The following is a 13,797-nucleotide window of genomic DNA, read 5'->3' as shown; positions in this document are numbered from 1 at the left end:
CGTCAGGAGTCCTCCTGAGCCTGGGCCGCCGGGAGGATGCAGGTCAGGGCGCGGCGCAGGACGTCGGCGAAGGAGCCGGTGGCGCCGGGGGAGATCCAGTGCCGCCCGGCCACGCGGACGGCGGCGGCGACCGCGCCGGCCATGACGCGGGGGTACAGGATGCTCGGCCGCGCCAAGCGCGTCATCGTCACCAAGGACGAGACCACCGTCGTGGACGGCGCCGGTGACGCCGCCGAGATCGAGGGCCGGATCAACCAGATCCGCACCGAGATCGACAGCACCGATTCCGACTACGACCGGGAGAAAAGGCCCTGCGCCTTCAGGCGCAGGGCCTTCACGACCCGAGGGCGTTCAGGACCGGCGCAGGTCGTGGTCGCCGTTCTTGATGGCTGTGATGAGGCCCGTCATTGCGGTGAGGCTGAGCCTGTGCTGTGGTCCGTCCGGCTGCTTGGAGTCGCGCACCGCGACCTGCCGGGTGCCGGGAACGCGTGCCAGCTCAACGCATGCGCCGCCGTTGGCTCCGCTGTAGGACGACTTGCGCCACTTCATCTCGTCCACCGCTCTTCCATGATCCTTCTGATCAGCTCGATCGAATCCGGCCGGCTGAGGGAGTGCGCCCTGAAGCGTTCGAACATCCTTCGCAATAGCGCCAGGTTCTCTGGCTCTTCGATCACTTCGCCGTTCAGCTGGTTGTCCAGGTAGGCGACTTCTCTACCGTCGAGGGTAGCGATGATGAAGTTCGCCAGGAACCCGGCGCAGACCTCGGACGTCATCGGGATGACGTGAATGAAGACGTCGCTTCTGCGGGCCATCTCGATCAGATGCGCCAGCTGGGCGCGCATGACCTCCGCTCCGCCCACGTTGTACAGGAGAACGGCCTCCGAGATGACCGCGACCAGAGTCGGGGAGTCGTATTCCCGGGCGAGGACCTGCTGACGCTGCAGGCGCTCTTCCACCATTTTGTCGATGTCACAAATGGAAATTTCGGTATGGGGAGGTCTTTCGCTGTTCCCCAGTTCCGGATAGAACGAGGCCCGCACCGGGGCGGTGCGGGCCTCTGTCCTCAGGGCGCAGCCTCTACTTCATGTCCTGGACGGCGCGGTAGGCGAACGCCATGGCCGTGCCGATCGGGATGCCCGGCCCCGGGTAGAACGGGCCGGTGAAGGACGCGCTGGTGTTGCCCACCGCGTACAGGCCGGGGATGGGGTTGCCGGAGGCGTCGAGCACCCGGGCCTCGGTGTCGGTGCGCAGGCCGCCCTTGGTGCCCAGGTCGCTGAGGACGACGCGGGCCGCGTAGTAGGGCGGCCGGTCGATGGGGACCAGGCAGGGGTTGGGGCCGTCGCCGGTGGCGAAGAACCGGTCGTAAGGGTCCTCGCCGCGGTGGAAGTCCTCGTCGGTGCCCTTTTCGGCGAAGCCGTTGAAGCGCTCGACGGTGGCGGTCAGGTTGTCGGCGGGCAGGCCGAGGGCGGCGGCCAGGTCCTCCAGGGTGTCGGCCTTCACCCACAGCCCGGCCTTCAGTTGTTCTTCGGGCTTGACCGTGGGCACCGAGATGGCCGGGAGCCTGCCGCCGGAACGCGAGTCGAAGATCAGGTGGGCGGGGACGCGGCCGGGTTCGGCGGCCATCTGGCGGCCCATCTGGTCGTACGGCAGGCACTCGTTGGCGAAGCGGCGGCCGGAGCCGTCCACGATGAGGCCGCCGCGGAAACCCAGCGTGAAGGCGGCCCTGCCGTCGGGCGTGGCCAGGCCCGGGCACCACCAGGCCTGGTCCAGCAGGCCGGTGGCGGCGCCGATGCGCACCGCCGCCGCGATGGCGTCGCCGGTGTTGGCTCCGGCCGGGGCCATCGACCATTGCGCGCTGCCCGGCAGGCCGCGTTCGGCGCGGGCCGCCGCGTCGCCTTCGAACCCGCCGGCGGCCAGCAGCACCCCGCGCTCGGCGCGCAGCCGGACGGTCCCGTCTGCGGTGCGGGCCACCACCCCGACCACCCGGCCGTCTTCGACGATCAGGTCGGTCAGCGCGGTCTCGGTGCGCACCACCCCGTTGCCGGTCTGCGTGAACGCCAGCAGCAGCCGGCCGATCAGCGCCCGCCCGGCCGACAGCGGCGCGGCCGGGTCGTGGCCCAGCCCGGCGCGGTCACGGTCCACGATGGGACGCACCAGGGAGGCCAGCTCTCCCAGCCGGTCCTGCGGCAGGTCCAGCGGCACGAAGGAGCGGCCCTGGTCCATGCGGCCGGGCCGGGCGAAGTAGTCGGGGAAGGGCCGCCACTCGAACTCGATCTCCGGGTTCTGCTCCAGGAACTCCACCACCTGCGGGGCGGTGGACAAGAACGCCTCCCGGTGCCCGGCGTTCTCCTCGCCCAGCAACGCCCGCAGGTAGGTGCGGGCCGACTCGGTCGAATCCCCGATGCCCGCCCGCTGCTGCACCCGGCTGCCCGGCAGCCAGATGGCCGACCCCGAGTACGCGGACGTGCCGCCCAGCAGCGGTGTCTTCTCCAGGACGACGGTGCGCAGCCCGCTGGAGGCGGCCGCAAGCGCCCCGGTCATGGCCCCCGCACCCGATCCGGCCACCACCACGTCGAAACGGTCGTCCCACGATTCCCCGGCGTTGCCCATGCGTTGTCCTTTCACGTCTTGGCGCCCGCTCCAGGCAAGCGCAACGCCGGATGCGCCGGATCTCACATCCCACTCATCGGAATCAGCAGGCCGTCCCATGGCGGAGGGCTCTGTATTGTCATGCGGGGATCGAGCGTGAACGGAGACGACGTGCCGAGGATCGCATCGGCCCGGCCACCGGCCGAGCCCAGCTCGCCTGAACAGCATGACAGGCGCCGGCGCATCCTCCGGGCGGCCATGCGCATCGGCAGTGAAAAGCCGCTGGAGCGCGTCCAGATGCACGAGGTGGCCAAGGAGGCCGGGGTCGCGATCGGCACGCTGTACCGCTACTTCCCCTCCAAGGTCCACCTGTTCACCGCGGTCATGGCCGACCAGGTGGATCGGTTCCGGGAGAGCATCCGCCCGCCCGAGCCCGGCGTGGCGCCCGAGGACGCGGTCGGCGAGCTGCTGGTGCAGGCCAGCCGCCAGCTGCTGCGCCGCCCGGTGCTGGCCTCGGCGATGCTGCAGTGCTCCGGGCTGGCCAACGCCGCCACCGTCGGCGACGCCGCCCGCATCGACAACGGCTTCCGCGAGATCATCCTGGAGGCGCTGGGCATCGAGGTGCCCACCGTCAAGGACGTCACCTTGGTGCGGCTGCTGATGCAGTGCTGGTACGGGGTGCTGCAGTCCAGCCTGAACGGCCGGGCGTCGCTGTCGGACCTGGAAAACGACATCCGGCTGGCCTGCTGGCTGCTGCTGGCGCCGCGCTCCAACGCGCCCGGCCGCGAGGAGAATCAGAAAAACGGCCGCACCGGCGACCGGGAGGGCTGAAAACGGCCGCTTCCGGTGACCGGGATCACCGCGCCGGACGGCGAGAGATCGCCGTTACCGTCCCCGGCATGAATCGCTTCGACGGGGTGAAGGTGCTGCTCACCGGGGCGGCATCGGGTATCGGACGGGCCACGGCGCTGCGGCTGACCGCAGAGGGCGCCGCGGTGTTCGGGGTCGATGTGTCCGAAGAGGGACTGGCCGCGACCGCCGCGGCGGTGACCGGGCCGGGCCGGCTGGTGACCGGCGTCGCCGACGTCACCGACGAGGCCGCGGTGGTCGCCGCCACGGACCGCGCCGCCGCCGCGCTCGGCGGCATCGACGTCCTGATCAACGTGGCGGGCGTCCACAGGGCCACGCCGATCGCCACCTTGTCGGTGGCCGACCTGCAGCACCTGTTCTCGGTGAACCTGGTCGGCACCGCCCTGTTCTGCCGGGAGGCGCTGCGGTACCTGCCGGACGGCTCCGGCGTCATCGTCAACGTGGCCTCGCTGTCGGCCACCCAGGGCAACCCCTACATGACCGCCTACTCGGCGTCCAAGGGCGCGGTGCTGGCCTTCTCGCTGAGCCTGGCCGCCGAGCTGACCGCCCGCCGCATCCGGGTGGTGCCCGTCTCCCCGGGCACCGTCGACACCCCGCTGACCCGGCGGCCCGACGTGGTCCCCCAGGGTGTGGACCTGAGCTACTTCAACCGGATCCGGGCGCCGTTCGGCTCCGCCGAGCCCGAGCAGATCGCCTCCGTGATCGCGTTCGCGGCCTCCCGCGACGCCTCCTATCTGACCGGCGCCGAGCTGCGCGTGGACGGCGGAGCCCACATCTAGAAAGAGGAGCAGGCCATGGGACGGACCATCGCGGTGAGCGGATCGGCCTCCGGCATCGGCCGGGCGCTGGCCGGGCTGCTGCGCGAGCGGGGCGATGAGGTCATCGGGATCGACCTGCACGAGGCGGAGGTGGTGGCCGATCTGGGCACCCCCGAGGGCCGCGCCCACGCGGTGCGGCGGGTGCTGGAGCTGTGCGGCGGGGTGCTGGACGCCGTGGTGGCCTGCGCCGGGGTCTCCCAGTTCACCTCCCTGCCGGTCCGGGTGAACTTCTTCGGGGTGACCGCGCTGCTGGAGGGGCTGCGCCCGGCGCTGGCCAGGGCCGAGCGGCCCCGGGCGGCGACCGTGGCGTCCATCTCCGGCACCCAGCCGCTGGATGAGGCCGTGGTCGCGGCCTGCCTGGACGGCGATGAGGAGGCCGCGGTGGCGGCGGCCGAGAAGGTCGTCGCGGCCGGCCAGGGCAACAAGACCTACCCGTCCTCGAAGGCGGCGCTGGCCCAGTGGCTGCGGCGGGTCTGCATCACCCCCGAGTGGGCCGGGGCGGGCATCCCGCTGAACGCGATCGCCCCCGGCGTGGTCCGCACCCCGATGATCGAGCCGCTGCTGGCCGACGCGGCCATGGTCAAGATCATGAACGAGGCGGTGCCGATGCCGCTGGGCGGCCACGCCGACCCCGAGGTGATCGCCGAGGCGCTGGCCTGGCTGATCTCCCCGGCCAACACCCACATGACCGGCCAGATCATCTACGTGGACGGCGGCGCCGAGGCCATCTTGCGCGGCCCCGAGGTCTTCTGACCGCCGGCCGGAACGACGATGGCCGCCTCTCCGGTGGGGAGGCGGCCATCGCGCTTGCGGAGGCTCCCGGCGCACCCGGCAGGGGTCAGGCCCGCGCGGGGCTCACTGCCCGGGGATCTTGGAGGCCCCCGTGGTGTCGAGCGCGGCGACGCTGTAGGCGGCGTAGGTGCGGTGCGGGTCGCGGTCCTTGAAGTAGGGGGTGAGCTGCTCGTTCAGCTCCTCCACCGAGAAGATCCCGCTTTCGGCGGTGAACTTGCGCTCCACCGTCGGCGCGGCCATCAGCGCCACCATGTCGCCGTAGACGATGAACACCTGGCCGCTGATGTGGTCGGCGGCGGGGGAGGCCAGGTAGCTGACGAACGTCCCCACCCGCTCGGGGGCCAGCGCGTCCAGCCCGCCGGGGGAGGTGCCCTCCCCGAAGGACGCCGCGGTCATCGCGGTGCGGGCGCGCGGGCAGATGGCGTTGGCGCGCACCCCGTAGCGGGCCAGGCCCTGGGCGGTGGACAGCGTCAGCGCCACGATCCCGGCCTTGGCGGCCGAGTAGTTGGGCTGGCCGGCGCTGCCGAACAGGAACGCCTCCGAGGAGGTGTTGATGACCCGGCCGTAGACCGGGCCGCCGGCGGCCTTGCTGGCGGCCCGCCAGTGCGCCGCGGCGGCGCGCGACAGCGCCGCGTGCCCCTTGAGGTGGATGCGGATCACATCGTCCCAGTCGGACTCGGACAGGTTGAACAGCATCCGGTCGCGCAGCACGCCGGCGTTGTTGACCACGATGTCCAGCCCGCCGAAGGTGTCCAGCGCGGCCGACACCAGGGTGTCGCCCATGGACCATTCGCCGACGTCGCCGATCACCGCGACGGCCTGGCCGCCGGCGGCCTTGATCTCGGCGACGACCTCCTCGGCGGCCGGGCCCACGTCGTTGACCACCACGTTGGCGCCCCGCGCGGCCAGCGCCAGGGCCTCGCTGCGGCCGAGCCCGGCGCCCGCGCCGGTGACCACGGCGGTGCGGCCCGCCAGGGTGAGGTCTGCGTTCATCACTTGCTCCCGGTCGTGATACGGATGACCACCGGGAAGCTAGTACGAATTCTATTTTTCTGCGGGCGGACGTCCCGCTGAGCGGGCGGACCGATAGGGAAGGTCCCGCGGTGACCGCTGAGTGGGACCGATCTTGTAGCAGGTGAGAACGAATTCTAGCCTCCCCGCATGACGCTGAACCTGGCGACGCTCTTTGAGGCCGTGGCCGCCGCCGTGGCGGACCGGCCGGCCGTGGTCTGCGGAGAGCGCAGGCTGACCTATGCCGAACTGGACCGGCGCGCCAGCGCATTGGGACACGCCCTGCTGGACGCCGGCATCGCCCCGGGCGAGCACGTCGGCCTCCACATGCTCAACGGGGTCGAGTACGTGGAGGCCATGCTGGCCTGCCTGAAGATCCGGGCGGTGCCGATCAACATCAACTTCCGCTACACCGACCGCGAGCTGCGCCACCTGTACACCGACGCCGACCTGGTGGCCCTGGTCATCGGCGAGGAGTTCACGCCCGCCGCCGCCCGGGTGGCCGCGGACTGCCCCAAACTGCGCCACGCCTGGGTGGTGCGCGGCGACGAGGCGCCGCAGGAGCCCGCCTCCTGGCCCGGCCGCCTCACCGTGACCGACTTCGAAGCCGCCTTCGAAGGCCGCCCGGAGGACCCGCCGCTGGCCGATGAGCGCACCGCCGACGACCGCTTCATCGTCTACACCGGCGGCACCACCGGGCTGCCCAAGGGCGTGGTGTGGCGGCACGAGGACTTCTACATGGCCGCCACCAAGGGCGGAAACCACTACGGCGACCCGTACCTGTCCCCGGAGGCCCTGGCCGAGGGCGCCAAGAACGGCTTCCCCCTGTCCTACCTGATCACCATGCCGCTGATGCACGGCGCGGCCTCCTACACGCTGCTGAGCGCGCTGTACGGCGGGGCGGTGGTGATCTTGCTGCGCCGCTTCGACGCCCTGGAGGTGCTGCGGCTGGTCGACCGGGAGAAGCCCATGATCGTCGCGATGGTCGGCGACGCCATGGCCCGGCCGCTGGTCGACGCGATCCGCGCCCACGGCGCCGACTACGACCTCAGCTCCTGGAAGGTGCTGGGCTCGGGCGGGGCGATCCTGTCGCGCAGCGTCCAGGAGGAGTTCGCCGAACTGCTGCCCGGCATCCACATCAACAACGGCTTCGGGGCCTCCGAATCCGGCGTCGACGGCAACATCACCGTCGGCGACGACGGGCTGATGCGCCTGGCGCCCAGCCCGCACGTGACCGTGGTGGACGCCGACCTCAAACCGCTCCCGCCCGGCAGCGAGGAGATCGGCTACGTCGCCCGCAGCGGCCACGTCCCGCTCGGCTACTACAACGACCCGGACAAGACCGCCCGCACCTTCCCGGTCATCGACGGGGTCCGCTGGTCGATCCTCGGCGACATGGCCAAGGTCGAGGCCGACGGCACCATCGTGGTGCTGGGCCGCGGCTCCGGCTGCATCAACACCGGTGGGGAGAAGGTCTTCCCCGAAGAGGTCGAACAGGCCCTCAAGTCCCACCCGGCGGTGATGGACGCCCTGGTCGCCGGCGTCCCCGACGAGCGCTTCGGGGAACGCGTGGCCGCCGTGGTCGAGCTGCGCGCGGGCGCCGCCGCGCCCACCGTCGAGGACCTGCGCGCCCATTGCCGCACCCAGCTGGCCGGCTACAAGGTCCCGGCGCTGATCACCTTCACCGACGCGGTGGTGCGCTCGCCCAGCGGCAAGGCCGACTACCGGTGGGCCAAGCGCGTGCTGACCGCCGCCGCCGAGCAGACAGGGAGCTCTCATGCCTGAGGCCGTCATCGTCGAAGCCGTCCGCACCCCGGTCGGCAAGCGCAACGGGGTCCTGTCGGGCCTGCACCCGGCCGAGCTGCTGGGCGCGGCCCAAAAGGGCCTGCTGGACAAGGCCGGGATCGCGCCGGAGGTCATCGGCCAGGTGGTCGGCGGCTGCGTCACCCAGGCCGGGGAGCAGTCCAACAACGTCACCCGCCAGGCCTGGCTGCACGCCGGGCTGCCCTACCAGACCGCCTGCACCACCATCGACTGCGCCTGCGGCTCCTCCCAGCAGGCGGTGCACATGGTCGCCGGGCTGATCGCCTCCGGCGCGATCGACGCCGGGATCGGCTGCGGCGTGGAGTCGATGAGCCGGGTCTTCCTCGGCCAGGCCGTCACCCCCGAGACCGGCAACCCCTTCCCCGACTCCTGGTCGCTGGACATGCCCGACCAGTTCACCGCCGCCGAACGCATCGCCAAACGGCGCGGCATCACCCGCCAGGACGCCGACGCCTTCGGCCTGGCCTCCCAGCGCAAGGCCGCCCAGGCCTGGGCGGAGAACCGCTTCGCCGGGCAGATCGTCGAGGTCACCGCCCCGGTCATGGGCCCCGAGGGCCCCACGGGCGAGACCGCCGTGGTCACCCGCGACCAAGGGCTGCGCGAGACCAGCATGGAGGCGCTGGCCAAGCTCAAGCCGGTCATCCCCGACGGCATCCACACCGCCGGCAACACCTCCCAGATCAGCGACGGCGCCGCCGCGGTGCTGCTGACCACCCCGGAGAAGGCCGCCGAGCTGGGGCTGCGGCCGCGCGCCCGGATCGTGGCCTCCGGCATGGTCGGCTCCGACCCCTACTACCACCTGGACGGGCCGATCGACGCCACCCGGCACGTGCTGGCCAAGGCCAAGATGACGCTGGACGACATCGACCTGGTGGAGATCAACGAGGCGTTCGCCTCGGTGGTGCTGTCGTGGGCCGGCGTCCTGAACGCCGACATGGACAAGGTCAACGTCAACGGCGGCGCCATCGCGCTGGGCCACGCGGTCGGCTCCACCGGCGCCCGTCTCATCACCCAGGCGGTGCACGAGCTGGAACGCGCCGACAAGTCCACCGCGCTGATCACCATGTGCGCCGGCGGCGCCCACGCCACCGCCACCATCATCGAACGGATCTGACGACCCCTATGACCATCGGACTGACCGAGGAGCACCGCGACCTGCGCGACGCCGTGCGGGCCTTCACCGACCGCGAGGTGACCGCGCAGGTCGTCCGCGCCGCCATCGACGCCGAGCGCGAAGAGCTTCCCCCCTTCTGGAAAGGCCTGGCCGAGCTGGGCCTGCTGGGACTGCACCTGCCCGAGGACGCCGGCGGGGCCGGCGCCGGGCTGCTGGAGCTGGCCGTGGCGGCCGAGGAACTGGGCCGGGCGCTCACCCCCGGCCCGTTCCTGCCCACCACCCTGGCCGGGGCCGTGCTGCACCGCGCCGGGCACACCGCACACCTGCCCGCCCTGGCCGACGGCAGCGCGATCGGCGCGGTCGCGCTGCGCCCCGGCACGCTGAGACTGACCCGCTCGGACGGGACGGCCGTCTTGGACGGGGAGTCCGAACCGGTGATCGGCGGGCAACTCGCCGACCTGTTCGTGCTGCCGGCCCGCGACGGTGAGACCACCGCCTGGCTGGTGCTGCCCCGCACCGCCGTCGAAGTCGCCGCGCTGCCCAGCCACGACTTGACGCGGCGGATGGCGGCGGTGCGCGCCGCCGCCGTCCCCGTCCCCGAAGGCGCCGTGCTGGACGGCCTGACCGACCAGGACGTGCTGGACCTGGCCGCGGTGCTGTTCGCCGCCGAGGCCAGCGGGCTGGCCGACTGGGCCACCACCACCGCCGCCGAGTACGCCAAGGTCCGCGAGCAGTTCGGCCGTCCCATCGGCCAGTTCCAAGGCGTCAAGCACCGCTGCGCCCGGATGCTGGCCCGCGCCGAGCAGGCCCGCGCCTGCGCCTGGGACGCCGCCCGCGCCGCCGACCCCGACACCGACGCGGCCCAGGCCTCCCTGGCGGCCGCGGTCGCCGCGGCCACCAGCGTGGAGGCGGCGTTCACCGTCGCCAAGGACTGCATCCAGACCCTCGGCGGCATCGGCTTCACCTGGGAGCACGACGCGGGGTTCTACCTGCGCCGTGCCCAGACCCTGCGGATCATGCTGGGCTCCACCGCGTCCTGGCAGCGCCGGGTCGCCCGTCTCACCCTGGAGGGGGTGCGCCGCGAGCTCACCGTCGAGCTGCCCCCCGAGGCCGAGCAGATCCGCGCCGAGATCCGCGCCGAGCTCCAGCCCGCCACCGGCCTCAGCGGCGCCGAGCAGCGGGCCTACCTGGCCGACCGCGGCTACACCGCCCCGCACCTGCCCGAACCCTGGGGCAAGGGGGCCGACGCGGTCACCCAACTGGTGATCGCCGAGGAGCTGCGGGCGGCCGGCCTGCGCCCCCACGACATGATCATCGGCAACTGGGTGGTGCCCACGCTCATCGCGCACGGCTCGCCCGCCCAGCATGAGAAGTTCCTGCGCCCCAGCCTGCGCGGGGAGATCACCTGGTGCCAGTTGTTCAGCGAGCCGGGCGCCGGCTCGGACCTGGCCGCGCTGTCCACCCGGGCCGAGAAGGTGGAGGGCGGCTGGCGGGTCACCGGCCAGAAGGTGTGGACCTCCATGGCCCGCGAGGCCGACTGGGGCATCCTGCTGGCCCGCACCGACCCGGACGCCCCCAAGCACCAGGGCCTGTCGTACTTCCTGCTGGACATGTCCTCCCCGGGCATCGACGTCCGGCCGCTGCGGGAGCTGACCGGGGAGGCCCTGTTCAACGAGGTGTTCTTGGACGGGGTGTTCATCCCCGACGACATGCTGGTCGGCCGGCCCGGCGAGGGCTGGAAGCTGGCCCGCACCACGCTGGCCAACGAGCGGGTGTCGCTCTCTCACGACTCCTCGCTGGGCAGCGGCGGGGAGGCGCTGGTGGAGATCCTGGCGAACGCCCCCGGGCAGGCCGACGAGCAGCGCCTGACCCTGCTCGGCCAGATCCTGTGCGACGCCCAGGCCACCAGCCTGTTCGGGCTGCGCAGCGCGCTGCGCGCGGTCGCCGGGGCCCAGCCCGGCGCCGAGGCCAGCATCGCCAAGCTGGTCGGGGTGGAGCACATCCAGCAGGTCTGGGAGGTCGCGGTGGATTGGATCGGTCCAGCCGCACTGGTCGGGGCCGCCCCCGTGGGCACCGAGCGCCGCTCGGCCCACCGCGACGCCACCTGGATGTTCCTCAACTCCCGGTGCATGTCGATCGCCGGCGGCACCACCGACGTGCAGCTCAACATCATCGGCGAGCGGCTGCTGGGACTGCCCCGCGACCCCGAGCCGGCACCGAGGGGCTGAGGCGATGGCCACGACTCTCAACGCCACCGCCACCGGCCGCGGCGTGGACGCCGCCGCGGCCGCGGCCCGCCGGGTCATCGCCGCGCTGGTGCGCGCCGGGGACATCTCCGGCGCTGACATGACCGCCGTCGCCGACCGGCTCAACGCCATCGCCGACGAGCTGGAGGCCGCCGCCCCCGGCCTGCGGGAGCGGCTGGTGAACATGTGGCGCGGCGACGGCACCACCCGGCACGACCCGGTCACCGGCCCGGAGAACCCGCTGGCCCCGCCGCTGCAGTACACCGGCCGCCCCGACGGCTCCATCGAGGCGGTGGTCACCTTGGACCTGCCCTACCAGGGGCCGCCGTCGTGCGTGCACGGCGGGGTCTCGGCGCTGCTGCTGGACCACACGCTCGGCGTCGCCAACGCTTGGAGCGGTCCATCGGGGATGACCGCCGAGCTGACGCTGCGCTACCACCGCCTGACCCCGCTGTTCGAGCCGCTCACCGTCACCGGCCGGCAGGTCGCGGTGGACGGCAGCAAGATCCGCACCGTGGGGTCGATCTCGGCCGGGGGCCGCACCTGCGTCACCGCCGAGGGCCTGTTCATCGCCAAGCACCCGCCCCGGCCGCGCTGACCGGCGGCCGGATGAAGGCGAGAGGCCGGGGACGCCGTTGTCCCCGGCCTCTCGCCCCGCCCAGGAGGAAAAGCGGCGGGTCAGGACACGGACGCCGGCTCGGTGGACAGACCGATCATCTTCTCCACCTCGCGCCGGATCACCTTGCCGGTGGCGTTGCGCGGCAGCGGCTCGGTGGTCAGCCGCCACCTGGCGGGCACCTTGAAGTAGGCCAGCCGCTCGCGGGCGAACTCGGTCAGCTCCCGCTCGGTGGGGATCGCCGACTCCTCGGCGAACACCATCACCGCCATGACCTCCTGGCCCAGATCCGGGTGGGGGACGCCCAGCACGATGCACTCGCGCACCCCGGGGAACTCGGCCAGCACGTTCTCCACCTCGGCGGGGTAGATGTTCTCCCCGCCGCGCAGGATCAGGTCCGAACGCCGGCTGCTCAGCCGCAGCCGGCCCTGCTCGATCACCCCGATGTCGCCGGTGTGCAGCCACCGGTCGGCGTCGATGGCCCGCGCCGTGGCCTCCGGGTCGTTCCAGTAACCCAGCATGTTGTAGGCGCTGCGGATGCACACCTCGCCCTCTTGGCCCTCCGGCAGCGTCCGGCCCTCGGCGTCCCGGATCTCCAATTGCACCCCGATGATGGGGCGGCCCAGCGTGCCCGGCGCCTCGGCCAGGTCCATCGGGGAGGCCACCGCCGCCGCGGTGCACGACTCGGTCAGCCCGTAGCTGTCCACCAGGGCGTCGCGGGCCGGCGGGAACGCCTTGCGCAGCCGTTCCTTGAAGGCCGGCGAGGACGGCGCCGAGGCCAGCGCGAACGCCGTCAGCGACGACAGGTCGTACTTGGACAGGTCCCCGTGCTCCAGCAGCCGCCGCGCCATGGTCGGCACCGCGCCCCAGTTGGTGACCCGCTCCCGCTCGATCAGGGTCAGCACCTTGTCCACATCGAAGGAGCCCTCGTGCATGACCACGGTGCTGCCGGTGGCCAGCCGCGGCACGGCCAGGTTGTGCAGGCTGGCGATGTGGAACAGCGGCAGCGCCAGCAGGTAGCGGCGGTCCCGCGGGTCGGTGGGGTCGCCGAAGGCCTGGGCGAGCGCGTCGTTGTAGCGGTGATACATGATCACCGAGGTGAGGTTGCGGTGGGAGTGCACTGCGCCCTTGGGCCGTCCGGAGGTGCCGCTGGTGTAGAGGATCACCACCGGGTCGTCCTCGGCGGCCGGCGGGATGTCCAGTTCCGCCCCCCGGTACCGCTCGATCAGCGCCGGCACGTCCTCCTCGAGGGTCAGCACGCGCACCCCGTCCGACTTCGGGGTCACCGCGGCCCGCTTGGCGTCCACCAGCACCACCTTGGGCGTGGTGTGGCCGAGTGCGTACTCGACCTCCCGCGGCGCCCACCAGGCGTTGTAGCCCACCGCGACGGCGCCGGCCGCCACCGTGGCCCAGAACGCGATGATCCAGTTCGGGCAGTTGGCGGCGTTGATGGCCACCCGGTCGCCGGGCCGCACCCCGTGCTCGGTGCGCAGGGCCTTGGCCAGGGCGGCGACCCGGACGGCGTGCTCGGCGAAGCTGATGCGCTCCTTGGCGGTGACGATGTAGTCACGGTCGCCGTGGCCGGCCGAGGCGATGAGCACCTCACCCAGGCTGCGGTCCCGGTTGACGAACACCGGCAGCCTGGTGCCCAGCACCTCTTCTTCGCGCAGCTCGAACGGTCCGCCCGGCCCGGTCAGCCGCTGCATGATCTCCATCGCCGTCGTGGCCATCAGTTCTCCTGTTACCTGGGTCTCACTGACTCACCCGGGCGCCATTGTGATCCCCATCCCACTCGGTGAGGCCGATTTCCCGCTCAGTGGGATGTCCGTTCTCCCTGATGCCTCGTCACCGTTCCCGCTGAGCGGGACTGAGCCTATGGGGTGTGCCGCGTCACATCACCATGGCGGTCGATCGACG

The 13,797-nt window shown here is 72.3% G+C and carries 13 protein-coding genes; 7 read left to right on the top strand and 6 right to left on the bottom strand.

Translation table 11 applies throughout. The features are described from left to right. Positions 1-2: 2 nt before the first annotated feature. The 4 genes from TCUR_RS27150 to TCUR_RS17250 all read right to left on the bottom strand — a co-directional run bounded on the left by TCUR_RS27150 (position 3) and on the right by TCUR_RS17250 (position 2,610). Positions 3-185, bottom strand: a complete 183-nt coding sequence (locus TCUR_RS27150; protein ID WP_169313037.1) for an acyl-CoA-like ligand-binding transcription factor — start codon at positions 183-185, stop codon at positions 3-5. 166 nt (positions 186-351) lie between these two features. Next, complete coding sequence (locus tag TCUR_RS17260) at positions 352-549, bottom strand: DUF397 domain-containing protein (RefSeq protein WP_012853825.1); 198 nt, start codon at positions 547-549, stop codon at positions 352-354. After that, positions 546-1,040 (bottom strand): DUF5753 domain-containing protein, encoded by a 495-nt coding sequence (locus tag TCUR_RS17255; RefSeq protein WP_012853824.1) that lies wholly within the window; start codon positions 1,038-1,040, stop codon positions 546-548. The genes TCUR_RS17260 and TCUR_RS17255 overlap by 4 nt, the downstream gene beginning before the upstream one ends. A gap of 37 nt (positions 1,041-1,077) precedes the next feature. Further along, entirely contained in the window at positions 1,078-2,610 is a 1,533-nt protein-coding gene (locus TCUR_RS17250) for an FAD-dependent oxidoreductase (protein WP_012853823.1), read from the bottom strand. A gap of 120 nt (positions 2,611-2,730) precedes the next feature. Between TCUR_RS17250 and TCUR_RS17245 the strand changes: the two genes are divergently transcribed. The 3 genes from TCUR_RS17245 to TCUR_RS17235 all read left to right on the top strand — a co-directional run bounded on the left by TCUR_RS17245 (position 2,731) and on the right by TCUR_RS17235 (position 5,030). Next, a complete protein-coding gene (locus TCUR_RS17245) occupies positions 2,731-3,420 on the top strand; it encodes a TetR/AcrR family transcriptional regulator (protein WP_052305533.1) in 690 nt (229 codons plus the stop codon). A 68-nt stretch (positions 3,421-3,488) separates the two neighbouring features. Then, on the top strand, positions 3,489-4,238 hold the full coding sequence (locus tag TCUR_RS17240) for an SDR family NAD(P)-dependent oxidoreductase (RefSeq protein ID WP_012853821.1): 750 nt from the start codon (positions 3,489-3,491) through the stop codon (positions 4,236-4,238). Between the two features lie 15 nt (positions 4,239-4,253). Further along, a complete protein-coding gene (locus TCUR_RS17235) occupies positions 4,254-5,030 on the top strand; it encodes an SDR family oxidoreductase (RefSeq protein ID WP_012853820.1) in 777 nt (258 codons plus the stop codon). Positions 5,031-5,132: 102 nt separating this feature from the next. Here the strand turns inward: TCUR_RS17235 and TCUR_RS17230 are convergent, their stop codons facing one another. Continuing rightward, positions 5,133-6,062, bottom strand: coding sequence for a 3-oxoacyl-ACP reductase (locus TCUR_RS17230; RefSeq protein ID WP_012853819.1), 930 nt, complete (start codon positions 6,060-6,062; stop codon positions 5,133-5,135). Between the two features lie 168 nt (positions 6,063-6,230). Here TCUR_RS17230 and TCUR_RS17225 point away from each other — a divergent pair, with 168 nt between their 5' ends. The 4 genes from TCUR_RS17225 to TCUR_RS17210 are packed head-to-tail and all read left to right on the top strand — an operon-like array spanning position 6,231 to position 11,862. Next, positions 6,231-7,865, top strand: coding sequence for an acyl-CoA synthetase (locus TCUR_RS17225; protein WP_012853818.1), 1,635 nt, complete (start codon positions 6,231-6,233; stop codon positions 7,863-7,865). Beyond that, complete coding sequence (locus TCUR_RS17220; RefSeq protein WP_012853817.1) at positions 7,858-9,018, top strand: steroid 3-ketoacyl-CoA thiolase; 1,161 nt, start codon at positions 7,858-7,860, stop codon at positions 9,016-9,018. The genes TCUR_RS17225 and TCUR_RS17220 overlap by 8 nt, the downstream gene beginning before the upstream one ends. An 8-nt stretch (positions 9,019-9,026) precedes the next feature. Next, positions 9,027-11,246: an acyl-CoA dehydrogenase family protein gene (locus tag TCUR_RS17215; protein ID WP_012853816.1), complete on the top strand. Its 2,220-nt coding sequence runs from the start codon at positions 9,027-9,029 to the stop codon at positions 11,244-11,246. 4 nt (positions 11,247-11,250) lie between these two features. Next, complete coding sequence (locus TCUR_RS17210) at positions 11,251-11,862, top strand: PaaI family thioesterase (RefSeq protein ID WP_012853815.1); 612 nt, start codon at positions 11,251-11,253, stop codon at positions 11,860-11,862. A gap of 80 nt (positions 11,863-11,942) precedes the next feature. On the opposite strand, the gene casG is transcribed toward TCUR_RS17210, so the two are convergent. Beyond that, complete coding sequence (gene casG / locus TCUR_RS17205; protein ID WP_012853814.1) at positions 11,943-13,610, bottom strand: steroid-24-oyl-CoA synthetase; 1,668 nt, start codon at positions 13,608-13,610, stop codon at positions 11,943-11,945. Positions 13,611-13,797: the final 187 nt, after the last annotated feature.

The organism is Thermomonospora curvata DSM 43183, assembly GCF_000024385.1.
In the GTDB taxonomy this organism is placed as follows: domain Bacteria; phylum Actinomycetota; class Actinomycetes; order Streptosporangiales; family Streptosporangiaceae; genus Thermomonospora; species Thermomonospora curvata.
The sequence above is the reverse complement of the archived record's forward strand: the minus strand, read 5'-3'. Positions and strand labels throughout refer to the sequence as shown.

What these genes read in the sequence shown, in the direction of transcription:
- TCUR_RS17220 (WP_012853817.1), top strand. Translation starts at nt 7,858, where the DNA reads ATGCCTGAGGCCGTCATCGTCGAAGCCGTCCGCACCCCGGTCGGCAAG.
- TCUR_RS17230 (WP_012853819.1), bottom strand. Translation starts at nt 6,062, where the DNA reads ATGAACGCAGACCTCACCCTGGCGGGCCGCACCGCCGTGGTCACCGGC.
- TCUR_RS17250 (WP_012853823.1), bottom strand. Translation starts at nt 2,610, where the DNA reads ATGGGCAACGCCGGGGAATCGTGGGACGACCGTTTCGACGTGGTGGTG.
- TCUR_RS17210 (WP_012853815.1), top strand. Translation starts at nt 11,251, where the DNA reads ATGGCCACGACTCTCAACGCCACCGCCACCGGCCGCGGCGTGGACGCC.
- TCUR_RS17235 (WP_012853820.1), top strand. Translation starts at nt 4,254, where the DNA reads ATGGGACGGACCATCGCGGTGAGCGGATCGGCCTCCGGCATCGGCCGG.
- TCUR_RS17215 (WP_012853816.1), top strand. Translation starts at nt 9,027, where the DNA reads ATGACCATCGGACTGACCGAGGAGCACCGCGACCTGCGCGACGCCGTG.
- TCUR_RS27150 (WP_169313037.1), bottom strand. Translation starts at nt 185, where the DNA reads ATGACGCGCTTGGCGCGGCCGAGCATCCTGTACCCCCGCGTCATGGCC.
- TCUR_RS17260 (WP_012853825.1), bottom strand. Translation starts at nt 549, where the DNA reads ATGAAGTGGCGCAAGTCGTCCTACAGCGGAGCCAACGGCGGCGCATGC.
- TCUR_RS17245 (WP_052305533.1), top strand. Translation starts at nt 2,731, where the DNA reads ATGCGGGGATCGAGCGTGAACGGAGACGACGTGCCGAGGATCGCATCG.
- casG (WP_012853814.1), bottom strand. Translation starts at nt 13,610, where the DNA reads ATGGCCACGACGGCGATGGAGATCATGCAGCGGCTGACCGGGCCGGGC.
- TCUR_RS17240 (WP_012853821.1), top strand. Translation starts at nt 3,489, where the DNA reads ATGAATCGCTTCGACGGGGTGAAGGTGCTGCTCACCGGGGCGGCATCG.
- TCUR_RS17225 (WP_012853818.1), top strand. Translation starts at nt 6,231, where the DNA reads ATGACGCTGAACCTGGCGACGCTCTTTGAGGCCGTGGCCGCCGCCGTG.